Annotated in this window: 22 protein-coding genes and 1 pseudogene; 13 read left to right on the forward strand and 10 right to left on the reverse strand. The window is 36.9% G+C overall.

Annotated elements, in window-relative coordinates; translation table 11 throughout:
* Positions 1-80: 80 nt before the first annotated feature.
* Complete coding sequence (purH, locus tag FJR45_RS09110; protein WP_193150251.1) at positions 81-1,619, reverse strand: bifunctional phosphoribosylaminoimidazolecarboxamide formyltransferase/IMP cyclohydrolase; 1,539 nt, start codon at positions 1,617-1,619, stop codon at positions 81-83.
* Between the two features lie 90 nt (positions 1,620-1,709).
* On the opposite strand from purH, the gene FJR45_RS09115 reads away from it, so the two are divergent.
* On the forward strand, positions 1,710-2,684 hold the full coding sequence (locus FJR45_RS09115; RefSeq protein WP_193150252.1) for a 6-phosphofructokinase: 975 nt from the start codon (positions 1,710-1,712) through the stop codon (positions 2,682-2,684).
* Here the strand turns inward: FJR45_RS09115 and FJR45_RS09120 are convergent, their stop codons facing one another.
* Positions 2,685-3,272 carry a DUF302 domain-containing protein gene (locus tag FJR45_RS09120; protein ID WP_193150253.1) on the reverse strand — a complete coding sequence of 196 codons (588 nt, stop codon included), beginning with the start codon at positions 3,270-3,272 and terminating at the stop codon, positions 2,685-2,687.
* Between the two features lie 76 nt (positions 3,273-3,348).
* Positions 3,349-5,565, reverse strand: coding sequence for a phosphoribosylformylglycinamidine synthase subunit PurL (gene purL / locus FJR45_RS09125; RefSeq protein ID WP_193150254.1), 2,217 nt, complete (start codon positions 5,563-5,565; stop codon positions 3,349-3,351).
* A gap of 168 nt (positions 5,566-5,733) precedes the next feature.
* Between purL and FJR45_RS09130 the strand changes: the two genes are divergently transcribed.
* Complete coding sequence (locus FJR45_RS09130; protein WP_193149934.1) at positions 5,734-6,336, forward strand: ISAs1 family transposase; 603 nt, start codon at positions 5,734-5,736, stop codon at positions 6,334-6,336.
* Between the two features lie 28 nt (positions 6,337-6,364).
* Entirely contained in the window at positions 6,365-6,898 is a 534-nt protein-coding gene (locus FJR45_RS09135) for a hypothetical protein (protein ID WP_347402235.1), read from the forward strand.
* Positions 6,899-6,950: 52 nt separating this feature from the next.
* Here the strand turns inward: FJR45_RS09135 and FJR45_RS09140 are convergent.
* The 4 genes and pseudogenes from FJR45_RS09140 to FJR45_RS09155 form a co-directional block, all read right to left on the reverse strand.
* Positions 6,951-7,661 (reverse strand): annotated as a pseudogene (locus FJR45_RS09140) (ISAs1 family transposase); the annotation flags it as partial.
* A 118-nt stretch (positions 7,662-7,779) separates the two neighbouring features.
* Positions 7,780-8,130, reverse strand: a complete 351-nt coding sequence (locus FJR45_RS09145) for a transposase family protein (protein ID WP_193151934.1) — start codon at positions 8,128-8,130, stop codon at positions 7,780-7,782.
* 89 nt (positions 8,131-8,219) lie between these two features.
* Positions 8,220-8,732, reverse strand: a complete 513-nt coding sequence (gene greA, locus FJR45_RS09150) for a transcription elongation factor GreA (RefSeq protein ID WP_193151935.1) — start codon at positions 8,730-8,732, stop codon at positions 8,220-8,222.
* 12 nt (positions 8,733-8,744) lie between these two features.
* Positions 8,745-9,071 carry a hypothetical protein gene (locus tag FJR45_RS09155; RefSeq protein ID WP_193150256.1) on the reverse strand — a complete coding sequence of 109 codons (327 nt, stop codon included), beginning with the start codon at positions 9,069-9,071 and terminating at the stop codon, positions 8,745-8,747.
* A gap of 165 nt (positions 9,072-9,236) precedes the next feature.
* On the opposite strand from FJR45_RS09155, the gene FJR45_RS09160 reads away from it, so the two are divergent.
* Genes FJR45_RS09160 through FJR45_RS09190 form a run of 7 tightly spaced genes read left to right on the forward strand, consistent with a single transcriptional unit; the run spans position 9,237 to position 16,771 of the window.
* Positions 9,237-10,040, forward strand: a complete 804-nt coding sequence (locus FJR45_RS09160; RefSeq protein ID WP_193150257.1) for an HDOD domain-containing protein — start codon at positions 9,237-9,239, stop codon at positions 10,038-10,040.
* Positions 10,041-10,045: 5 nt separating this feature from the next.
* A complete protein-coding gene (locus tag FJR45_RS09165) occupies positions 10,046-11,986 on the forward strand; it encodes an RNB domain-containing ribonuclease (RefSeq protein ID WP_193150258.1) in 1,941 nt (646 codons plus the stop codon).
* Positions 11,986-12,954, forward strand: coding sequence for a DNA polymerase III subunit delta (holA, locus tag FJR45_RS09170; protein ID WP_193150259.1), 969 nt, complete (start codon positions 11,986-11,988; stop codon positions 12,952-12,954). The genes FJR45_RS09165 and holA overlap by 1 nt, the downstream gene beginning before the upstream one ends.
* Before the next feature lie 38 nt (positions 12,955-12,992).
* Positions 12,993-13,400: a Fur family transcriptional regulator gene (locus tag FJR45_RS09175; RefSeq protein ID WP_193150260.1), complete on the forward strand. Its 408-nt coding sequence runs from the start codon at positions 12,993-12,995 to the stop codon at positions 13,398-13,400.
* Positions 13,401-13,459: 59 nt separating this feature from the next.
* Positions 13,460-14,386 carry a ribose-phosphate pyrophosphokinase gene (locus tag FJR45_RS09180; protein ID WP_151899843.1) on the forward strand — a complete coding sequence of 309 codons (927 nt, stop codon included), beginning with the start codon at positions 13,460-13,462 and terminating at the stop codon, positions 14,384-14,386.
* A gap of 8 nt (positions 14,387-14,394) precedes the next feature.
* Entirely contained in the window at positions 14,395-16,185 is a 1,791-nt protein-coding gene (gene lepA / locus FJR45_RS09185; RefSeq protein WP_193150261.1) for a translation elongation factor 4, read from the forward strand.
* 10 nt (positions 16,186-16,195) lie between these two features.
* On the forward strand, positions 16,196-16,771 hold the full coding sequence (locus FJR45_RS09190) for a phosphoribosyltransferase family protein (protein WP_193150262.1): 576 nt from the start codon (positions 16,196-16,198) through the stop codon (positions 16,769-16,771).
* Here the strand turns inward: FJR45_RS09190 and FJR45_RS09195 are convergent.
* Positions 16,763-18,784, reverse strand: a complete 2,022-nt coding sequence (locus FJR45_RS09195; protein WP_193150263.1) for a hypothetical protein — start codon at positions 18,782-18,784, stop codon at positions 16,763-16,765. The genes FJR45_RS09190 and FJR45_RS09195 overlap by 9 nt on opposite strands.
* Before the next feature lie 194 nt (positions 18,785-18,978).
* Between FJR45_RS09195 and grpE the strand changes: the two genes are divergently transcribed.
* Entirely contained in the window at positions 18,979-19,515 is a 537-nt protein-coding gene (grpE, locus tag FJR45_RS09200) for a nucleotide exchange factor GrpE (protein ID WP_193150264.1), read from the forward strand.
* 108 nt (positions 19,516-19,623) lie between these two features.
* Positions 19,624-21,510 (forward strand): molecular chaperone DnaK, encoded by a 1,887-nt coding sequence (gene dnaK / locus FJR45_RS09205; protein ID WP_193150265.1) that lies wholly within the window; start codon positions 19,624-19,626, stop codon positions 21,508-21,510.
* Positions 21,511-21,535: 25 nt separating this feature from the next.
* Here dnaK and FJR45_RS09210 read toward each other — a convergent pair whose 3' ends face one another.
* Positions 21,536-22,048 (reverse strand): nitrous oxide reductase accessory protein NosL, encoded by a 513-nt coding sequence (locus tag FJR45_RS09210; protein WP_193150266.1) that lies wholly within the window; start codon positions 22,046-22,048, stop codon positions 21,536-21,538.
* 64 nt (positions 22,049-22,112) lie between these two features.
* Between FJR45_RS09210 and FJR45_RS09215 the strand changes: the two genes are divergently transcribed.
* Entirely contained in the window at positions 22,113-22,610 is a 498-nt protein-coding gene (locus FJR45_RS09215; protein WP_193150267.1) for a redoxin domain-containing protein, read from the forward strand.
* Positions 22,611-22,628: 18 nt separating this feature from the next.
* Here the strand turns inward: FJR45_RS09215 and FJR45_RS09220 are convergent, their stop codons facing one another.
* Positions 22,629-23,339 (reverse strand): response regulator transcription factor, encoded by a 711-nt coding sequence (locus FJR45_RS09220; protein ID WP_226966419.1) that lies wholly within the window; start codon positions 23,337-23,339, stop codon positions 22,629-22,631.
* Positions 23,340-23,369 lie beyond the last annotated feature (30 nt).

Here is a 23,369-nt window from a genome sequence, read left to right on the forward strand (position 1 = left end):
ATTATTATAGATTCTCATTAGTGGAATTATATCATATTACTTGAGTGTATGTCAATCAAGGTAAAGAAACCTTGATAGATTTAATGTAAGAAGTGGCGGATACCTGAAAAGTAGAGACTCATACCAAATTCATCGGCTGCGGCTATTATTTCTTCGTCACGAATAGAGCCTCCTGGCTCTATAATGTTTTTGACCCCTGCTGCCGCGGCTGCATCAATAGAATCACGAAACGGAAAGAATGCTTCACTTGCAAGGGCTGCGCCTGTTACGTCAAGCCCCATATCTTTTGCTTTTTTAAGCGCACACTGCGCAGCATCTACACGACTGGTCATGCCCATACCGACAGCAACCATTGCGGAATTTTTCACATAGACGACACAGTTTGATTTTGTCAGGGATGCTACCTTATAGGCAATTTCAAGATCTTTCATCTCTTCAGGTGTTGCTGCATTTTTACTCATAAGTTTTGCATTTTTCACTTCATCATCCTGTACCTTGTCCGCATCCTGAAAAATAAATCCGCCGTCTATATGTTTAAAGTCTTTTTTATCATTCGCCAAAATTAAGTTATCCGCACCCATCTCAAAAAGTTTAATTCTTTTCTTTGCTGCAAATACTTCCTGTGCTTCTTCGGTAATACGTCCCGCTATAATCACTTCAATGAATATTTCATTCATTTTCTCAGCAAGCGCTTTATCAACTGTACCGTTTACTGCAACCACACCGCCAAAAGCAGATACCGGGTCACACTTGAGTGCTTCTGTATATGCTTCGAGTAATGTATCTTTGATTGCAAAGCCACAGGGGTTGCCGTGTTTTGAGATACAAACAGCATTTTCATCCCCAAAGGCGGCCGCAATTTTAACTGCACCGTTTAAATCATTTAAGTTGTTAAAACTTGCTTCGCCTTTGAGCGTCTTGAAATTATTTGAGAAATGTTTGTCAAACTCATACAGTGCACCTTTTTGATGAGGATTTTCACCATAACGGGTGTTCATTACTTTATTGCCGACTACAAACTGCTTTTCACCAAAACCTTCGTTAAATCGCTCATTCATGTAATTGGCTATCATAGAATCATAGGCTGCAGTATGCTCATAGGCTTTTATCATAAAAGCTCGGCGAAACTCTTTTGTGTTTTTTTCATTTTCAATCGCATCTATGACAAGATCATAATCATTTACATCTGTGACAATAATAACAGAATCAAAATTCTTAGCAGCCGAGCGTACCATTGCCGGACCGCCAATGTCAATGTTTTCTATAATCTCATCAAAATCATCAGTCCTCTCAATTGTCTCTTTAAAAGGATACAGATTGACACATACCAGATCAATCGCTTCCACCCCAAGCTCTTTTGCCTGATCCAAATGCGACTGTTTGTCACGACGATGCAAAATCCCACCGTGAACAAAAGGATTCAAGGTTTTCACACGCCCTTCAAAACATTCCGGGAACTTTGTTATCTCATCAATTTCAACAGCATCCACCCCGTTTTCTTTTAACAACCTGTATGTTCCGCCGGTAGAAATTATCTCATATCCGTTTTTTACCAATGATTTACAAAAATCTACAACACCGTTTTTATCACTTACACTTACTAACGCTCTTTTTTTCATTTGACGCCTTGATTTAAAATATTACTGTTATTTTATCTAAATAGAGTTTAGAAGATGGTAAACTTAAAAAAATAATTTAAGGAAGCTATAATGAAGCAAAATATTGCCATACTCTGTTCTGGCGGAGATGTCTCCGGCATGAATCCGGCATTGAAAAGATTTGTTGAATACAGTTTACAAAATAATTTAACGCCCTACTTCGTATATGACGGATACGAAGGACTTATTGATAACAATATTCAAAAAGCAAGTTATTGTGATGTTTCGGGCATTATTAATCGTGGAGGCACTAAAATAGGAAGTGCCAGAAGCAAAAGATTTATGCAGGTGGAGTATAGAAACATAGCAAAACAAAACCTCGATGCGTTACATGTAACAATGCTTATTGTTCTTGGGGGAGATGGTTCTTTTCGTGGTTTACATCAGTTTTACAAAGAGCATAACATAAAGTTTTGCGGTGTTCCCTCTACTATTGACAATGATATTTCAGGCACAGACTACTGTTTAGGAGTAGACACGGCACTCAATATGATAAAATTCTCAATAGACTCCATCAGAGATACGGCATCTTCTTTCAAAAGAGCCTTCGTTATTGAAACCATGGGAAACAAATGCGGCTACCTTGCGCTTGTATCTCATTTGACATCCGGTTCTGAGCTTTGTTTAATTCCTGAAACAGCATATAATTTAAATGAGTATGAGCAAAAGTTCAAACAAGAGATACAAAACGGACGAAGATATTTTATTGCTGTTGTAGCAGAAGGAATAAAAGAGGATTCTAAAGAAATAGCACGATGGTTTGAAGAAAAAATCGGCATTGAATCAAGAGTAAATGTGCTTGGTCACCTGCAGCGAGGAGGAAACCCGACAGTAAAAGACAGACTTATGGCATATAAATTTATAACCTATGCGATAGATGCTCTACTGGATAATAAAAATGAAACTATAGTTTGTTATACAAAAGAGGGGTTCAGGTATAAAGAGATTAATGCGGTTGTGAACACACCCTATCAATTAGATGAAGAGCTTATAAAATTTATAAACTCTCCAAAAGCAACCGAGTGACTAGAAGTCACCTTGTGCAGCACGAGCAGGAATTCCTTCCATTGCGTCTTTTACTTTTAAAGCAGCTTCTAGCATTTTTGGAGGTAACGGGTATCCGCCATGAATTGCAAGAGTCATATCCATACTGATTAAGTAAGCATCACCATTACCATAACGAACATACATAATTCTACATGGCATAAAACCACCATAGTAACGTGAATAATTTAAGAATATTTTTGCAGTCGTAAGGTTACACAAAGACCAGATTCTCGCTTCTGCCACTTCATTCGGCTTAGCATCCTCTTTTGTATACATTTTCACATAACCAGTCAGTCTCATGTTGTACTCTTCAGTAAGTGCCGCAATTGATTCTTTTACATCATCACCACTCACACCTTCTTCAACTTTCCACTCTTTCATCATCGCACGTGCAGGATCACCATACTTTGCAACTTTTGTGAACATGTCATCATATGCATCCATAGCTTTGTCATCAAGTTTATGCTGACTCGTCACTGCCGTCCAGCCCATATGCATTGTAGAACATCCTGTTGCAAAAAATGCAACACTCAGTGCAATTAGTGCAGTTAATATATTTTTTTTCATTTATCTTTTCCTTTGTGATATTTTCGTGATAATTATATACTGAAAACAATTAAAGTTTTATAAGTTTTAACTATTACTACAAATCTTGCTCTATGATTTTCTTGAATGTATGAAAATAGTTCTCTTTAAGCTCTTTCATACTCATATTTACATCATTTATGCGAACATTCTCTCCGCCGACTGTTCCAATCTTTTCAAAAGAGATTGCTTCACGCATCATTGCTTCAAAAGCTTCACAGTTTTCAGGTTTTACTTCAATAATTGCACGGCTCATACTCTCTGCAAAAATATCTCTGTCATCCGCAACACTCATATCGACATCACAGCCAAGTCCGCTTGTAGCAGCCATTTTGGCAAGTGCTATTGCCACACCGCCGCTGCTTGCATCTTTTGCACATTCCAGAAGATGTTTTTTGTTTGCTTCTATGACCAAATCCCAAAGAGCCAGCTCTTTTTTGTAATCAATCTCCGGTATAACACCCGCAACAGTATTGTAAAGTTCTTTCATATATAAGGAACCGCCAAACTCTGATTTGCTTTCACCAACAAGATAGAGTGTATTGCCCTCAGTTTGAAAACTTGACATAAGCACGTTGTTTTGATCATCATTTACACCGACTGTTGCAATAGAAGGTGTCGGAAAAACAGAAACACCGTTTGTTTCATTGTATAATGAAACATTTCCACCGATAACCGGTGTAGTAAGCTCGGCACATGCTTCTTTAATACCTAAACATCCCTCACCGAATTGCCACATAACTTCAGGATTTTCAGGATTTCCGTAATTAAGACAGTCGGTAATGGCAAGCGGTCTTGCACCACTCATGGCTACATTACGCCCGGATTCAACAACAGCTGCCGCTGCTCCCATTTTTGGATCTATATAACAATATCGAACATTACAGTCAGCTGACATGGCCAAAGCTTTTTTGTTCTCTTTTACGCGAATGACTGAAGCATCGAGCATACCTCCGTTTTTCACGGTATTTGTCTGTACCATAGAATCATATTGTGTGTAAATCCATGATTTGTCAACTACTTCCATAGATTTTGTCAGTTTTTCAAATGCTTCCTGATTTGACACTCTGTCAAAATCATCAATACTTACTTTGTGAATATCATCAAGATAAGCAGGTTTTTTCATAGGACGGTTTAATTCAGGAGCTTCCTCGCTCACAGGATCAACCGGAACCTCGGCACATTTTTCTCCATGCCAAAAAAGCTCCATTTTTCCGGTATCTGTTACTTCACCTATGACAGCAGCATCCAAATCCCATTTTTCAAAAATATCAATAATTGCCTGCTCTGAGCCTTTTTTGGCGCACAAAAGCATACGCTCTTGCGATTCACTGAGCATAAAATCATAAGGAGTCATATTTTCTTCACGGGCAGGAACCTTGTCAAGATGCATAATCATGCCCGAACCTGAACGTCCCGCCATTTCAAATGAGGACGAAGTAAGTCCGGCAGCTCCCATATCCTGAATTCCGATGACATGATCCGTTTTAAAAAGCTCCAGACATGCTTCCAAAAGCAGTTTTTCGGTAAAAGGATCCCCTACCTGAACCGTCGGACGCAAAGATTTGCTCTCTTCGGTAAAACTGTCCGAACTCATAACAGCTCCGCCAAGACCGTCACGACCTGTTTTTGCTCCTACATAAAGGACTGGATTTCCTGTTCCCTCTGCCTTGCCGTAAAATATTTCGTCACTTTTGGCAATCCCTAAAGTAAAAGCATTGACAAGGATGTTTCCGTTGTAGCACTCATCAAAACTGGTTTCACCACCGATGGTCGGAACACCCATACAGTTACCGTAACCACCAATTCCCTCAGTCACACCACGGACCAGATAGCGTTGATGCTTGGAAACATCGTCTTTGTTTAAAACATTACCAAAACGCAGTGCATTCAAGTTGGCAACAGGACGGGCACCCATTGTAAAAACATCACGCATAATTCCACCGACACCGGTTGCCGCGCCCTGATAAGGTTCTATAAAACTCGGATGATTATGTGACTCCATCTTAAAAACTGCCGCATATCCATCACCAATATCAATAACACCGGCATTTTCACCAGGTCCCTGAATAACCCATGGTGCTTTGGTAGGAAACCCTTTTAAATGGACTTTCGAAGATTTATACGAGCAGTGTTCACTCCACATGGCTGAAAATATACCCAATTCAACCAAATTCGGTTCACGTCCTAAAATCTCTTTAATGTGTATATAGTCTTCTTGCGAAAGCTTATGGTTGGCTAACTGTTCATCAATGTTTTGTAATTGTTGGCTCACGGGGGTTTCCTAAAAATTGGTTTTTAAAAATGAATTATATCCAAGCAATGGTAAAAGTTGTTTTAATGAAAAGAAAAATCACTTTTTGTACACCCCAATCCTAAAAAAACAGGAATTTAAAAGAAGAACAATAATTGCTTAAACTCTAAAAAACTAAAGTGATTACATATGGCAACAAAAACAAGAGAAAAATTAGCGAAAAAGCGTTCTATAAGAGGGTATGCAGATCAAGCCCAATCAAATCAACTTTTAAAATTGTTTTCAGAGGTGACAGACTATCGGAAACCTCAAGGTAAAAGACACCGACTAGAACATATTTTATATCTTTCAGTATTGGCTGGATTGATGGGAGCAACTGACTATAAGCAAATATCTATTTGGATAGAGAAGCATATTCAAAAAGAACAAGTTAAAAGATTATTAGGTGTAGAGTTTATATTAACACCAAAGAAAAGTTTGGTTTCTGATGTGTTAGCGAAAGTTGATAGCCAAGAAGTTGAAGTTGTTTTTAGGAAATGGATAAGAACCTATGTCGATACAAGAGGAAAGCACCTGAGCGTAGATGGCAAGGTTATGAATGGCAGCAAATACAAAGATAAGAGATCAATAGAAGTAGTTGGTGCTGTTTTATCTGAGATAGGGGTAATAATTGCTCATCAACAAATAGCAGAGAAGTCGAATGAAATACCTGCCCTTCAGGCTATGATAGGGGAATTGGGAGATGAATTTATCTTTACTTTTGATGCAATGAATACCCAAAAAAACTCTTGATGCTATCGAAAATAGTGGTTCAAAATATATTGCCAAGGTAAAAGATAATCAAAAAACCTTACTTGATAAAATAGATGAAATTTCAAGAGATATAAAACCGACAAATATTTACAAGGCTAAACCTGTCCAACAATCTAATGAATGGATTAATAGGAAGGTGTTTGTATATCAACCAACTACTTTTTATCATAATGGCATAACTCATATTCGCTCAATAATAAAAGTTATAAAAAAAGTAGAGTCAACAAATCATAAAACTGGCGAGATTACTAATAGCACTAGAATTCAATTCTGTATTGCAAATTTTCATGAAAGTGCAGAATTCTTTCACAATAAAATTTTACACCATTGGAAAGTGGAAACCATGCATCAATACAAAGATAATTCACTTTTAGAAGATGCTCATAATTGTCATTTAAATCCATTTTTAATGACTATTCTTAGAAGTATGATTTTGAATATTTTACACCTTAATGGTGCAAAATCTATACAAGAACAACTCATCAACAATAGATGGGATTTGGATGACTCTATCGCTCAAATATTAAAATTGAGTTTTTAGAGGATTGTGGTGCTTTTTGTATAGGTAAATCCCACGAAAAATAAAACAAATCTTAATCAATATAGTTTGATTCAATCAATTGAACACTAAAATCATCACGATAAAGAGCATTTCTTTTAATATCTGCCATTGTAGTTTTACCGGTTAGGAGTACCTTTTTATCTTTGTTCTCATTTAAAAACAACTGATAAAGATTAACAGTAAAACTTCTAAGAATAGCTATAGAGAAAGGCTCTTTATATGCTATATGGTCATCTTCTTCAGTAAGCATATCTAAGTGATAGTGATATGTTTCCACTCTCCAATGTTGCAGTATCTTTTGAAGAAACTCTTTTGCAGTTGTTTTAAAGTTAGCCATTAAATATTGAGTTGAAATTGTAACTTCACCAGTCTGTGCATTTGTTAATGTTTTCGTCACTTTAATGAGTGATTGAATATTTTGAAAGTTCTCATGATACATAACTAAATCAGCACTTTTATTTTGAAAAACTTCTACTTTTCGAGAGACTCTTTTGTTGTTTTCAGTTAAATAGCTATCTTCATCATCAACTCTATCTGTAGGCTGATTAAACTCTTCTATGGTCTTTATAGCTTTCTCTTTGAGGTGTTTCTGGTTATCTTTGAGTTTTGCTATATATCTGTTACCTTGCTCATCAATAGTGTTGAGAATCTCTGATTGAGTAAGCAGTGCATCAAAGGAAAATATCTGTCCTTCATTGCTAAAAATATTATCGTTTAAAACCTCTTTGAGTGCAGTAATTTCGCTACTCTTATTTTATCTAAAAACTTGTGAGCAAACACTATTTTTATATCTTTATCCAAGATATTTAGTATTGCTTTATGTCTTTCCTGTGTGTATTGACCATTCACGTCGCTACCTCTCAGCCACTTCCCGTCAATAGCAATATTTTCTTGTGCAATGAATGGAAAAAGAACTCTCTAAATACTTTTTCCAAAGCATTATTATCTGTGTTTATCAATAAACGATGATATGTTGATTTGGAAGGAATCGTTATCTCTTCTTTATCAAAAATCTCTTTGAGTATTGCATTGTCTTTGTTATATATCATCCATGAAAATATATCCTTAAAAGTTGTATTTCCTTTGATAAGTGCAAAAAGTGTCATGAAAAGAACTTCGTGCAATGGATATTCTATCTTCCCTGTATCTACTCTATAGTCTGGGATACTTTTTAGCGATTCAAGTAAGGCTTTTGTGCGTGTTAATTTGATGGTAAACTCCTTGTTTTAGGAGTCTAAGCAATATTTCTTCCAGTTCTTTTGAATCTATTGATTAAGATTTATTTTATTTTTCGTGGGATTTACCTACTTTTTGTACGAATATTCTTTTTCAAAGAAAAGATATTTTTATACTCTATTTTTTCAATTTCATACTCTTTTGTCTGATTTGGCAACTTGACTTTGATCTCATCACCTACACTTTTGCCAAGCAATGCTTTTGCTATAGGAGAATGAATAGATATAAGTCCGTTTTCCGGTTCACTTTCAAGCACACCACACAAAGTATAAATCTCTTTTTCGTCAGTTACAAGATCAACAAGTGTAACTGTACTGCCAAAAGCAACGCTTTTATGTACATGTAAAGAAGGGTCAATGATTTGTGAGTTTTGAATCATTTTGTTAAGATAAAAAAGCCTCTTGTCAATAAAGCGCAATTTCTCTTTTGCAGCTTGATAATCGGCATTTTCACTTCTATCACCCAATGCTGCTGCTACAAGTTTTTCATGAGCCACCTTGGGTTTTTCAACTTCGAGCAAATATTTAAATTCTTCCGTCAGCTTATCATACCCTTCAATGCTCATAGGTTCTTTCATCAACTGTTGTTCCTAATGCTCGTACCCTATAATATAATATGTTTCTTTATTTGGCAACTTGTCTGTTTTTACCTTGAATTTTCTACTGAAATGCTGTATTTTTTCATGTGCTTCCTGCGCTAACTCAGGAGTAGGTGATTCTACTTTTATTTTAAAGTAGTCTTTTGTATTGGATAAAGCGACATAGGCATTATTTACTTTGAGATGATCATTTAAATCCAAAATATGCTTCTCTATTTTTTCATATCCTGGAGTATTTTTTTGAATTCTTTTGAGTTGCTGCACTAAAGCTTCATTTGGTACATATCGCAGTTGCGTCAACATTGCATCATTTTGCATATCTGTTTCCTTGTAAAATTTTTATGAAAAATAATAACAGTTTTTTGTAAACAGGTATAAAGAACTGTTACTGCTTCAGTATGTATTTAGCTATTGAGACTATAATTACACATAGGGTTCTTGAAGATACTCTATAAAGACTATATTTTACAAGAGAGAAATTAAATGACTGAAGATATATTAAAAAAAATCAAACAACTCCCACCGCTTCCGGAATCTGCTCTTCAAATAGAGAAAGTTTACAAAGATCCAAACTCTACATTTAATGATATGGCAAAAATTTTAGAAAAAGACCCTCTTTTGACAGCCGATATCCTTAAAGCGGCAAATTCGCCTCTTTACGGTTTTTCCAGAGAAATAAATGCTATCAGTCAGGCAGTCGGTCTTTTTGGGATGGGTACTGTTCGCGGATTTGCATTAGCTTCAATCGTGAAAAAAAGCTTTGCACTGGATCTCTCTCCTTACGGTATTACAAATGAAATGTTCTCTGAACTCTCAAAAAAACAGCATGCGCTTACTACTGCATGGTGTCTAAAAAGAGAAAACAGGCTCATGGGTATTTTATCGCCTGCTGCCTTTTTGGTAGAAATCGGAAAAGTACTTATTGCACAGCAGATTATAACAGACAAAAAAGAAGCAGAGTTCAAAGCAGCTATGCAGGAGTTACAGGATGTTGAAGCTGCCGAAAAAGAGATTGTAGGCGTAGATACACCTGAAGTCAGTGCTACAATATTTGCACAATGGAAATTTGAAGAGGGACTTGTTGATGTTATACGCAACTGTCAAAATCCTGACGCAGCCAAAGAAGAAGATAAAAAAGCTGCACAGATTCTTCATGTAGTACGTATCACTGTTCCTATAAACGGCATAATCACAAACGAGAGTATTCAAGCTGCAAAAGAGTTAATAGAAAAATACGGACTTGATATGGAGAGTTTCGATCAAGCCCTGGAACATATAAAGAGTTAAATGCATTGAAATCACTACTTATACGCCTCACTCATGGACTCAATGAACAAGACATCACGGAAGAAGAACTCCCTGTAGTACGCGAATGGCTTGCAAAAAAATACCTGACACACAAGCATAATATATATAAATTCAACTCCAAATACCGTGCCGGAGTTCTAGGACTTGTCCAAAAAGGAACAGCATATTTACATGTAATAGGCGAGAATATTAAAGACCTCTATATCAATGAAAACAATCTCGGACTTGCCAATGAAGGGGATTTGGTCATTGCGCAGAGACTTTTAGGCCACAGAGGGCAGCCAAGTGCCAAAATAGTAGAGATAGTCGGGAAAGAACAGACCTACAGTGTCGCCTATATTATAGAAAAAGAGGGACGAAAAGCTTTGGTTGATCTTAAAACCGAGTATCCCGTCGGTGCTGAAATGGCAACAGAAGAGCTCAATAACTGTGCGATGGGTGACCTTTTTAAAGTTGACAACAATGAAAATAAAATCATGGAAAAAATAGGCAACATCAAAGACCCGAAATCTGATGAGAAAATTGTTCTTGCCCAGTTTAACAAGCATGATGCATTTGATGAAGAGGTTTTAAAAATCGCCCGCTCTTTCAAGCCTGTTGATGCTTCAAAATATCCAAAACGAAAAGATTTAAGAGATTTGACATTTTGTACGATAGACCCTGTGACTGCAAAAGATTTTGACGATGCCATCTACTGGGATGACAAAAACACAACCCTCTATGTTGCCATCGCAGATGTCAGTGAATATGTCACACCTTTTGGTCCCATAGATACCGAAGCAATTTACAGAAGTTTTTCTATTTACCTGCCGCATCGTTCTATTCCTATGCTGCCAAGAGAGCTCAGTGAAACCTTATGTTCTTTGCAACCCCATGTTGACAGACTTGCCTATGTATTTGAAATCAAACTTGATGTAAAAACTCTTGAAGTCGTAAAATCTGAAGTTTATGAGGCACTTATGCACTCTGACAGAAGATTTAACTATGAAGAGATTGACCTCTTTTTAGAAAATAGACTCCAGGCAAAAACACAAGAAGAAAAAGAGATATTTGCCTGGATAAAAAAGCTCAAAACAGTCACAGACAGATTACGGGCAAAACGTCTGCAGGAAGGTTTTGACTTTCATTCTACAGAAATAGAGATGACTCTGGATGAAAACACAAACCTTGTAGCCACAACCCTTGCCCAAGAAACTCCTTCTCACGGGCTCATAGAAGACTGTATGCTCTTAGCAAACAAAGAAGCGGCAAAACGCTATAAACGGGGGCTTTTTAGGATTCATGAACCGCCAAGTCAGGCAAAACTTCAGAAGCTTTATCAAGAACTGGCCGGCATAGGCATACATGTAGAGATTAAAAACACTATCAAAGAAACGATAGATTCCATCCAGAAACAGGCCAAAGAGATGGGTATTGAAGCGGAAGTGGATACCCTTATTATTCAGTCTCAGATGCAGGCACGATATTCCCCTGTAAATGTCGGACACTTTGGGCTGGGTTTTAAAGAGTACACCCATTTTACCTCGCCCATCAGAAGGTACAGTGATTTAATTGTGCACAGACTTTTAAAAGCGATTAACAGAGGCGACACACAGGAACAGTCTTATGTTTTAAGAAATATTGAATCACTCAGTATGGCTATCAGTGAAAAAGAGCGTGAGGCGATGATCATAGAGTCCGAATACAAAGCACGCAAATATGCAAGATGGGCAGCGCAGAATCTGCACAAAGAGTTTAAAGCAAGAATCACGAGCACAGATCCGGAGCTGCGGGCAGAGCTGCATGATGAAATCATTGGCGCAAGACTGCATTTTACCTCGGGTGCGGATGTGACACTGTTTGAAGATGTCATTGTACGAATTGATAAAGTCAATATAGCAAGAGCACGAATATATGCCTCGGTAGTCGGGAAAATAGAAAAATAATGTATAAAAACGAGTTTGACAAACATATACAGAACAAGAGTATCTCAAACAGCTTTATTTTTTTTGGAGAGAGTACCTTCTTGATAGATATGTACACAAAAATGCTGACAAATATAGAAGAAGCAAATATACTCAGCTATTACCATGACGAATATGATTTTAACTCTGCAAAAGCACACCTTTCACAGGGTTCGCTCTTTGGAGACAGAAATATCCTTGTTATAAAAAGCGAAAAAAAAATTCCAAAAAAAGAGCTTGATCTGTTTTTATCATTATGTGACAAAAACAGAGAAAATATTTTTGTCTATGCCTATTATGGATCAGACCATAAAACCTACAATAATAAAAAAGCTTTTGCCAAAACAAATGTCATGAGTGTAAGATTTTTTCATCCAAAAGAGTATGAAGCACAAAATATTATTTATGCACTTGCCCAAGAAAAACATGTCAATATTGATAAATTTACAATTTCACATCTGCTAAAAATTCACAATGGAGATGTTGCGCTTGCATCGAATGAAATAGAAAAGTTTCGTGTTTATGACAGAACCATTACCACTAAAGATGTTGACAATCTGGTATATGGACTTGCAAGTATCAATCTTGACGACTTTATAACAAAACTGCTTGACAAAAAAGATTTTCGTCCTGATTTACTCAATATACTGGAGCATGGCGAAGATGAAATAAGAATTATTACAGCAATTACCGCCTATTTAACGCAGCTTTATATGTTTAACATATATATTCGCATAAACGGTGCACCTAATGCTTTAGAAATTTTAGGTTATCCTGCACCCTCTTTTGTAGTGGAACAAAAAGCCTCTGCAGCAATTAAGATAAAACCGCAGACATATTCAAAACTACATGAACTACTCTTAAACAGTGAGCTTCAGATGAAAAGTTCAAGTGGTGACAAAAGCGCAATTCTCTTTTCAAGCTTAATCCGATTACAAAAACTGCTTTAGAAAACTATTTTTAAATATTTGTAGTGTATAATCCTATTATGAATAATTATACAGATATATTACGTCAACATCGTTTAAAAGCAACACCGCAAAGATTAGAAATTGCAAATGCACTTCATACCAATGGACACATGACAATAGAAAGCCTGTATGAAGTCATGCTCAAAAAATTTAATTCTATCTCCCTGGCTACTATTTATAAAAATATTAATCTTATGCTGGAGAATGCTTTTATACAGGAAGTGAAAATTCCAAATGAAAAATCAGTATACGAGCTCACCAAAGAGACACATTCCCATGTAATCTGCAGACAATGCCATACAATTCAAGATATTGTACTGGACTTATCACAAACTGCACAACTTGCTTCGCAGGCTTCTCATTTCAAGATTGACAAAGCCGACCTGGTTCTCTCAGGACTTTGTCAAAAGTGTCAACAACTTTAACATATACTCAGTACAATTGCTGTATAATACAACATTAATTTTTCCAAGAAGGAACTCCTATGCGTGGTTATAAAATTTTTGCAGGATCTGCCAGTGTTGATTTTGCGAAAGAGATTTGTAGTATTTTAGATATTCCCTTAGCGAAAGCTGATGTTAAAAAGTTCAGCGACGGTGAAATTTCGGTCCAGATTGCAGAATCTGTCCGTGGTCGTGATGTATTTATCGTACAGTCGACCGGTGCTCCCTCAAATGACAATCTTATGGAACTGTTGATTTTGACTGATGCGCTTAAACGCTCATCAGCTTCAAGTATTACAGCGGTTGTCCCTTATTACGGTTATGCGAGACAGGACAGAAAGGCGGCTCCCCGTGTCCCGATTACTGCAAAACTTGTAGCAAACCTCTATGAAACTGCCGGCATAGACAGAGTCGTAACTATAGACCTGCATGCCGGACAGATTCAGGGATTTTTTGATATTCCTGTTGACAATCTGTACGGTTCCATTACCTTTGAGCAGTATATAAAAAGCAAAAACCTCAAAAATCCCATTATCGCTTCTCCTGACATCGGCGGGGTTGCACGTGCGAGATACTTTGCATCCCGAATGGGTCTTGAAATGGTTATCGTTGACAAACGCCGTGAAAAAGCAAATGAAAGTGAAGTGATGAATATCATCGGAAATGTCGAAGGACATGATGTTATTATGATAGACGATATGGTTGACACGGCAGGAACAATGGTCAAAGCGGCTACTGCTCTTAAAAACAAAGGAGCTGTTTCTGTGATGGCATGTGCGACACATGGTGTTCTCAGCGGAAATGCCTACCAAAATCTTGAGAACGGTGAGCTTGATGAACTCATTATAACCAATACTTTAGAATCAAAACCTCATTCAAAAATAAAAGTCTTGAGTGTTGCACCGCTTTTTGCCGAAGTAATTCGCAGAGTCTATCACAACGAGAGTGTGAACAGTCTTTTTGCATAGGAGTATCATTGAAAAACATTAGAAACTTCTCAATCATTGCCCATATTGACCATGGAAAAAGCACCTTGGCTGACAGAATTATACAAGAGTGTGGTTCTGTTACCGAGCGAGAAATGGGTACGCAGATGATGGATACCATGGATATAGAACAGGAACGCGGCATCACCATCAAAGCCCAATCCGTTCGCCTTGATTATGTAAAAGACGGAGAACATTATATTCTCAATCTTATAGACACACCGGGTCATGTTGATTTTTCGTATGAAGTGAGCAAGTCTTTGGCTTCTTCTGACGGAGCCCTGCTTATCGTTGATGCCGCACAGGGTGTTGAGGCACAGACAATTGCCAATGTCTATTTGGCACTCGACAATGACCTTGAACTGATTCCCGTTATTAACAAAATAGACCTTCCTGCAGCTGACCCTGACAAAGTTGCCGAAGAGATAGAAACATCCATAGGAATAGATGCCACAGATGCTGTCCTTGTGAGTGCTAAAACAGGTGTGGGAATTCGTGAACTTATTGACGCCATTGTTGAAAGAATTCCTGAACCGAAGGGAAACCCTGATGCACCGACAAAAGCGATTATTTACGATTCCTGGTTTGACCAGTATCTTGGTGCCCTGGCACTTGTTCGTGTTTTTGACGGAGAAATAAGAAAAAACCAGACAATTAAACTGATGTCAAACGGTGAAGAGCATCAGGTACTTGACTTGATGTACCCGCATCCTCTGAAAAAAATCAAAACACAGGCTATAAAGAGCGGTGAAATAGGCATCGTGATTTTAGGACTTAAAGAAGTGAGTGTGGTAAGTGTCGGAGACACCATCACTGATGCAAAAAATCCCACTGCCGAACCGGTTGGGGATTATGAGCCTGCAAAACCTTTTGTATTTGCCGGACTCTACCCTATAGATACCGACAAATTTGAAGACTTAAGAGATGCACTTGACAAACTTAGACTCAATGATTCTTCCCTCTCTTATGAACCTGAAACATCTATAGCACTTGGCTTTGGTTTTCGTGTAGGCTTTTTGGGTATGCTGCATATGGAAGTTATTAAAGAGCGCCTCGAGAGAGAATTCGGACTTGATCTGATTGCCACAGCCCCTTCGGTTGTCTACCATGTGTACCTTAACAACGGGGAGATGGTAAAAGTGCAAAACCCTTCAGAGTTACCTGAAGTCAATCATATCGACAGAATAGAAGAGCCTTATGTGAAAGCCACAGTAATTACTCCTAGTGAATATCTGGGAAACATCATGAATCTTTTGGTTTCAAAACGCGGTATTCAAAACAAAATGACCTACCTCAACGAAGAGAGAGTAATGCTTGAGTATGAAATCCCGATGAATGAAATAGTCGTGGATTTTTATGATACGCTCAAGTCCATCTCCAAAGGCTATGCTTCTTTTGACTATGAACCGACCCAATTCAAAGAGGGCGACCTTGTCAAACTTGATGTCAAGGTTGCCGGAGAGGTCGTGGATGCGCTCAGTGTGATTGTCCCGCGAACCTCTGCGCTTTCTCGAGGACGAACTCTTGTAAAAAACATGAAAGAGCTTATTCCCCGTCAACTTTTTGAAGTAGCTGTGCAGGCATCTCTGGGCAATCAGGTCATAGCCCGCGAGACAGTCAAATCAATGGGAAAAAATGTCACTGCCAAATGTTACGGCGGAGATATTACCCGTAAACGAAAACTCCTTGAAAAACAAAAAGCAGGGAAAAAACGTATGAAATCCATAGGCAAGGTGCAACTGCCGCAAGAGGCTTTTATGTCTGTTTTAAAAATGGACTAAAGCAGATTTTATGAAATGTATAGTGTGTGAAAGTTATGCTTTTGCACATATATGTTCTACATGTAAAACAACTTTTCTCTCCCCTGCTCTTTACAAAAGAACTCTCGCTAACGGTGTTGACATCCTCTCTTTTTACAAATACGAAGAGATAAAAGAACTGCTGTTTACAAAACATACAGAACTGGGTTTTTATGTTTACACTATTTTGGCAAAACTCAGTTTTAAAAAATTTGCCAAAGAGTTTCATACAAAAGAAAAATTTGTCTCTTTGGCAGTGGATGATACCAGCAGAGGCGGCTACTCACACACAGCCATACTCAACAATCATCTAAAAACCTACAACATCCAACCCCTTTTTAATAAACTCAGAGCCACCAATCAAATATCCTATTCCGGACAGACCAAGCTTTTTAGAGAACAAAATCCAAGAAATTTTCTCCTGAAAAAGTTCAAAGGCGACAGTATCATTTTAGTCGATGATATTGTCACAACAGGGCAAACACTTACACAGGCCTGTACAAAAGTTGAAGAACAGGGCAAAACCGTCAGTTTCTGCCTTACGCTCACAGATGTAAGTCTAAAATAGTCCTTTTATGAGATTCCCTACATCTTTTCCTATTCTTTTTTGTATCTCTTTTTTAATGGCTTTTGTTGCCTCTTTTTTGATAATCTGCTTTGCGTCTACCCCGATTTTTGGTTTGTTAATATTTCCTTTTAACGTAACGCTCAAAGGGTTACCGTTCGCATTAATATCTATTTTTGCATCAATTGTATTGGCTTTCGTGTCAATTTTTGTATTTTTTGCCACAATGGAAGATGTATTTGACTTTAAATCCAAAGAGGCAACAATTTTTTCTTTCTTGATTTTTGCATACACATCCCCTTTAAAACGCTGTTTGTACAAATCTATATGTGCATATTTTTTTGTCAAATCAAGCACCTGGTTAGGCATAAACGCACCTTCAAAAAATAATCCTTTAAAGTCACCTTTTTCATCTGCGAGATTATAAAGAAATTTTCCGTCTACAGAAGCCTTAAATATTTTAGGATACAGCAGCATATCAAGAATATCCAAAGTCTGTAGTGATTTTAAATTTGCAACAAAATCATCATTGTGCAGTTTTACATCAAGTTTGCCACCGGCTACATTTGAAAAAAGTGTAAAATCCAAATCTTTTGCTTTTTTCAATACTCCATTAGCGACCAAAGCACTTTTGAGATGCCGTTGCGTTGCAAAATAGAGTTGCTCAAGATTAGGAATTTTTACGGCATAGTCAGTTTGGAAGGAAGCCTCTTTTGTATTAAAACGTGCTTTTTTAATGACAAAATTTGCAAGCGTTGAAGAAAAATTTAATTTTGTGTCAATGATATTCTTGCTGAGTACTGTATGGGTTGTAGCATGAAACTTTGTTCTTGGCATCATACTTTTAAACTTATATGCTTTGGTGATGTACCTTGTGTCTACCAATCCTTTTGTAATCTGAGATGTCACAACACCCTGCAGATTTTTCGGATCAGCATTGCTGATATTTACATGCATAGTAAACAACGCATCTGCGTAATGAGGCTGTTTGAGCATATAAAGCAGTTTTTGAAGTTTAAGACCTTTTATATCCGCTTCAATGCTTTTTGGTGTAAAATCATGCAGTGTTGCTACAAATGCTGTGTTTGAAGCGGCCAAATCACTTTTTCCTTTGAGCATCATTTCTTCTTTATTACCGACTACTGTTCCGTTGAGATTTAATTTTCCTCTTATATCAGCCGAAGTTATCGGTTTTAAAACAGCCAGCTCTTTTACACGCAATGCGTATTTTGCCTTTACATGTAACGGTGCCGGAACTATATTGCCTTGCGATGTCATTTTGGCAAGGTTTGAATTGAGCTTGTATTTATAATCAATTGCATCGCCTTTGAGCTTTGCATCCAAATTCATAGCAAATGCTGTTGGAGGAATAGTGATATTGAAATCTTTTTTCATCACACTTGCGTTTAATTTTCCGTTTTTCGTAACAAGAAAAATATCACCGTCAAGTTGATGCGGTGTGATGTTTTTAAAATTGACATTCAGATTCACATCCGCACCTGCATACGGTTTTTGATTAAGCATATGCAGTAAAGAGGCTAAATCAGCCGTATCTACTTTGGCTATGATTGCACTTGGATTGAGATTTGCCATAACAACTTTATAGTCTGTTTTACTTTTGGCAACATCACTCTTTCCTAACACAGTAAACAGTTTGTCATTCCCTTTTACGGTTCCGTTCGTAAAAAAAGAATCTTGCAGCTGTATTGAAGTCAAAGGCTGCAGCGTTGCAAGTTCCCCAAAATCAACACTGTATTGAATATCAAAAGATTTTGAAAGAATCGAATATGTTCCTGCAGCTTTAATTGTATTGTTCTCATTTAACTGCAAAACTATTTGAAAATCATTCATTGATAAAGAAAAAACCTTTAGTTTGGAATCAAGTTTCGTCTCTTCTCTAATTTTGCTCTCTATAGCGGGTTTTATCAATGAGTTGCCAAAACCCGTAAACAGTATGACATACACGAAAATAAATATACCTACAATGCCAGCAAAAAACCAAGTTAAATATTTCATAATATTTCTCCATAAATTTGTAGTATAATGATACTCAAGTGAAGCTTCATTACAGTTTTAAAAAGACGAAAAACAAACTTGATATAATGTGACTAAAGTTATTTTATATAAATTACACAACTGTTACTTGACATTATTACACTCAATGTGTATAATACGTTATCTTTTCAAGAAAAAAGGAGATATGAATCATTATGTCTGAAAAAGAAAATACGAATACAAATAATAACGAGATAGAGAATGATGAAGTCGCTGCTGAAGCTGAAGCAGTTGAAAACGAATTAGATTTACTGCAAAAAGAACTCGCAGAACTAAAAGACAAATATGCACGTGTTCATGCTGATTTTGACAATATCAAAAAGAGACTTGAGCGTGAAAAATATACTGCGGTTGAATATGCAAACGAAAAATTTGCAAAAGATATGATTCCTGTAGTGGATTCTCTTGAAATGGCTTTAAAATCTGCCGAAGCAGATGCTGATCCTCAGGAACTTATAGAAAAACTCAAAGAGGGTATTGAACTTACACTCAAGCAGTTTACTACAGCACTGGAAAAACACGGTGTAACAATGGTATCACATGAAGAGCCGTTTGATCCAAATATTCACAATGCGGTACAGAGTGTTGACAGTGATGAAGTTGAAAGTGGACAGATTGTTCAAACTTTTCAAAAAGGTTACAAGTACAAAGAGAGACCATTAAGAGAAGCTATGGTTGTTGTTGCAAACTAACTTGCAGTAAATGCAACCTAGGTTGCAAAAAAAAATTTTAAAAGAGCGTACAATTACACTGTTTTAAAAAATATAAAATTCAATTAAACTTAAAAAAAGGAAGAAAAAATGAGCAAAGTAATAGGTATAGATTTAGGAACAACAAATTCATGTGTGGCAGTATATGAGGGTGGTGAAGCGAAAATCATTCCAAATGCAGAAGGGAAAAACACAACACCTTCAGTTGTTGCATTTACAGATAAGGGAGAGGTTTTAGTCGGAGATCCGGCAAAACGTCAGGCTATCACAAATCCGGAAAAAACAATTTCATCTGTCAAAAGAATCATGGGTCTTATGATGAATGAAGAGAATGCAAAACTTGCACAGGAAAAAGTAACATATAAGATAGTAGACAAAGACGGTATGGCAGCAGTTGATGTTGCAGGAAAAGTCTACACACCACAGGAGATTTCAGCAAAAATTCTTTCAAAACTAAAAGAAGATGCAGAAAGCTATCTTGGAGAAAAAGTTACTGATGCTGTAATTACCGTTCCGGCATACTTTAATGACAGCCAAAGAAAGGCAACAAAAGATGCGGGAACAATTGCAGGACTGAATGTGCTTCGTATTATCAATGAGCCGACTGCATCAGCACTTGCATACGGTTTAGAGAAAAAATCTGATGAAGATGTATTGGTATATGACCTTGGTGGTGGTACATTTGATGTAACTACACTTGAAATTTCTGACGGAACATTTGAAGTGCTTTCAACTGATGGAAATGCATTCCTTGGTGGTGATGACTTTGACAACAAAATTGTTGACTGGTTAGCAAGTGAATTCAAAGGAAGTCACGGAATTGATCTTAAAAATGACAAAATGGCACTACAGCGTTTAAAAGATGCTGCTGAAAATGCGAAAAAAGAGTTAAGTTCGGCGACAGAAACTGAAATCAACTTGCCGTTTATCACAATGACAGAAGCAGGTCCACAACACCTGGTTGTAAAACTGACTCGTGCAAAATTTGAGGGAATGATTGAGCCACTTGTTGATGAGACTATGGATCATGTTCAGATTGCAATGAAAGATGCAGACTTAAGCAAAGGTGACATCAAAGAGATCATCATGGTTGGTGGTTCTACTCGTGTTCCTTTGGTACAAAAAAGAGTTTCTGACTACTTTGACGGCAAAGAGTTAAACAAATCAGTAAACCCTGATGAAGTTGTTGCAGCGGGTGCGGCTATTCAAGGTGGTGTATTACGCGGAGATGTAAAAGATGTTCTTTTACTTGATGTTACACCATTATCACTTGGTATTGAAACACTTGGCGGTGTTGCAACAAAAGTTATCGAAAAAGGAACTACAATTCCTGTAAAAAAATCTCAAATCTTCTCAACTGCAGAAGACAACCAGCCGGCCGTTAGCATTAACGTTGTGCAGGGTGAGAGAGAGTTTGCAAAAGACAACAAATCTTTAGGTCTGTTTGAACTGACTGATATTCCGGCAGCACCACGCGGTGTACCTCAAATTGAAGTAACATTTGATATTGATGCCAATGGTATCTTAACAGTCAGCGCAATTGACAAAGGTACAGGAAAAGAGCAAAAAATTACAATCTCAGGTGCTTCAGGATTGAGTGAAGAAGAGATTGAAAAAATGGTTCAAGATGCAGAAGCACACAAGGCTGAAGATGAAGCGAGAAAAGCTGTTGTTGAACTCAAAAATCAGGCAGATGCATTGATTGCACAAACTGAAAAATCAATGAAAGAGATGGGTGACAATCTTGCAGCTGATGAAAAAGCAAAAATAGAAGCAGCCATCAATGATCTTCAAGATGTTCTAAAAGATGAAAACGCTACAAAAGAGCAAATTGAAGAGAAAGTAAAAGCTCTTACAGAAGCAAGCCATAAAATGGCAGAGCAGATGTATAAAAAAGAGCAAGGCGGTGAAGCCGGAGCTGCAGATGCGGCAAAGAAAAAAGAGGATGACGACGTTATCGATGCTGAGATAGAGTAATTTACTCTATCTCCATCCCTCTTTCTTATTTAAAATCCTTCTTGGCAATCTGCCAAGCAGAATAAAAATCAACTATTTTTCCACCGTATTTTTTTTGAAATGCTTTTGCATTATCTAAAGATTTAAATGCATATTTACTCACTCTACTCATAGTTGCAGGTTTTTTACTCCCGACAACATAATAAGCTTCAGTAACCGGTATAAATTTTAAAGAACTCACATCAACAACCTGAGGATTTTCAAGTTCAGCACCCTCTTTTATATCTTTTGTTAAACAATGAATAGAACAGTATTGATGTGTTATCCCGTTCTCTTTTGCCGCATGATTTGTTTTATAGAACTTTACCAAATTCATACCGCATATATGGCAAGATTCTTTATCTTTTCCTTTTTGTAATAAAACAGCTTTTTCCTTAGAAACACTTTGGAACATTCTATGCACCGTTTTTTTTGTTTTATGAGGGGTTGCTTTGTGCAATGAAGTGCTACATCCCGTCATCAATACGAGAGACAGTGAAACAAGTAGTGTTTTAACCATGTATTTTCCTTTATTTTTTTAACATTTTATCAGTTTATTATTACATTAGTGTTAAGCTTGTCTTATGCTAAAAAAAATAAAACACTACCTCAAAGAAATTATCTTTTTTGTAATTACGATGACTCTTTTTGCAAATGCTTTAAGTTTGTACAGAAGTCAGGATTTATCACATAGTCCCTTAAGTGTTGAGAGCTTTAAACTTATAAATAATCAAGAGTATCAAGTAGTAAAAAACAAACCGGTTTTAGTACACTTTTTGGCCAGTTGGTGTCCTACATGTAAGCTTGAAGCTTCAAATATAGAATTTTTATCACACTATTTTGAAGTCATTACCATAGCTGTGAAGTCAGGGAGTGATGAAAAGCTTCAAAAATATCTTGATGAAAACAATTACACTTTCAAAGTTGTCAATGACCAAAATGGAAAACTCTCCTCAATATTTCATATTTCCGGATTTCCCACTACATTTATCTATGACAAAAACAAAAAAATGGTATTTAGCGAAGTTGGGTACACTTCAACACCGGGGCTCTATTTAAGAATGCTGTGGGCAGGTAAATAACTGTAGGGCATTGATATATTAAAGCATCATATATCCAATACCCCGTATGGTTTTTATGTACTCTTTTGTATTTGCAGGATCAATTTTCTCTTTTAACCTTTTAACCGCAACGTTAACAGTTTTGCGGTGAATGTTTTCTGAATCTTTCCATATATGTTTCAGCAGGTAATCTCTGTCTAAAACTCTGCCTCGATGTTGTATAAGAAGTTGCAAAAGAGCTGTTTCCTGTTTTGTCAGATTAATATTTTGATCTTGTACAGTGAGTCTTTGTAAACTGAGGTCCAACTGCATATCTTTATACCGTAATTGTTCCACAATATTTTTTGTTTGCATGTCAGAACGTTTCAAAACTGCTTTAACACGCAGAAGAAGTTCCTCTATATCAAATGGTTTTGTCATATAATCATCACCACCTTTTAAAAACCCGTGTTTAATATCTTCTTGTGAGTTTTTAGCAGAGAGAAAAATAACAGGTATGTTAATATTTTTGTTACGAAGCATTTCAACATATAAGCTGCCTTCAATTTCAGGAAGTGATCTGTCCATCAAAATCAAATCAATTGATTCTTGCACTAAAGCTTCCCGTACATGTTTTGTATTCAAAAATCCCATAACATCATAACCGGCTGATTGCAGTGTATACTCCAACAGCTCTAATATATCACTGTCATCATCAACAATAAGAATATGCTTTTTCATAGAAGCTCCATTATTTATTTTTCTCTGCATTTAAATTTTTACATCACTCTGTAAAACAAA

Origin of the sequence: Sulfurimonas sediminis, from assembly GCF_014905115.1 — a bacterium.
Classification (GTDB): Bacteria; Campylobacterota; Campylobacteria; order Campylobacterales; family Sulfurimonadaceae; genus Sulfurimonas; species Sulfurimonas sediminis.

What these genes read in the sequence shown, in the direction of transcription:
- grpE (WP_193150264.1), top strand. Translation starts at nt 18,979, where the DNA reads ATGTCTGAAAAAGAAAATACGAATACAAATAATAACGAGATAGAGAAT.
- FJR45_RS09120 (WP_193150253.1), bottom strand. Translation starts at nt 3,272, where the DNA reads ATGAAAAAAAATATATTAACTGCACTAATTGCACTGAGTGTTGCATTT.
- FJR45_RS09130 (WP_193149934.1), top strand. Translation starts at nt 5,734, where the DNA reads ATGGCAACAAAAACAAGAGAAAAATTAGCGAAAAAGCGTTCTATAAGA.
- greA (WP_193151935.1), bottom strand. Translation starts at nt 8,732, where the DNA reads ATGAAAGAACCTATGAGCATTGAAGGGTATGATAAGCTGACGGAAGAA.
- FJR45_RS09115 (WP_193150252.1), top strand. Translation starts at nt 1,710, where the DNA reads ATGAAGCAAAATATTGCCATACTCTGTTCTGGCGGAGATGTCTCCGGC.
- FJR45_RS09210 (WP_193150266.1), bottom strand. Translation starts at nt 22,048, where the DNA reads ATGGTTAAAACACTACTTGTTTCACTGTCTCTCGTATTGATGACGGGA.
- FJR45_RS09195 (WP_193150263.1), bottom strand. Translation starts at nt 18,784, where the DNA reads ATGAAATATTTAACTTGGTTTTTTGCTGGCATTGTAGGTATATTTATT.
- dnaK (WP_193150265.1), top strand. Translation starts at nt 19,624, where the DNA reads ATGAGCAAAGTAATAGGTATAGATTTAGGAACAACAAATTCATGTGTG.
- FJR45_RS09220 (WP_226966419.1), bottom strand. Translation starts at nt 23,339, where the DNA reads ATGCAGAGAAAAATAAATAATGGAGCTTCTATGAAAAAGCATATTCTT.
- FJR45_RS09190 (WP_193150262.1), top strand. Translation starts at nt 16,196, where the DNA reads ATGAAATGTATAGTGTGTGAAAGTTATGCTTTTGCACATATATGTTCT.
- FJR45_RS09160 (WP_193150257.1), top strand. Translation starts at nt 9,237, where the DNA reads ATGACTGAAGATATATTAAAAAAAATCAAACAACTCCCACCGCTTCCG.
- FJR45_RS09175 (WP_193150260.1), top strand. Translation starts at nt 12,993, where the DNA reads ATGAATAATTATACAGATATATTACGTCAACATCGTTTAAAAGCAACA.
- purH (WP_193150251.1), bottom strand. Translation starts at nt 1,619, where the DNA reads ATGAAAAAAAGAGCGTTAGTAAGTGTAAGTGATAAAAACGGTGTTGTA.
- FJR45_RS09180 (WP_151899843.1), top strand. Translation starts at nt 13,460, where the DNA reads ATGCGTGGTTATAAAATTTTTGCAGGATCTGCCAGTGTTGATTTTGCG.
- FJR45_RS09155 (WP_193150256.1), bottom strand. Translation starts at nt 9,071, where the DNA reads ATGCAAAATGATGCAATGTTGACGCAACTGCGATATGTACCAAATGAA.
- holA (WP_193150259.1), top strand. Translation starts at nt 11,986, where the DNA reads ATGTATAAAAACGAGTTTGACAAACATATACAGAACAAGAGTATCTCA.
- FJR45_RS09215 (WP_193150267.1), top strand. Translation starts at nt 22,113, where the DNA reads ATGCTAAAAAAAATAAAACACTACCTCAAAGAAATTATCTTTTTTGTA.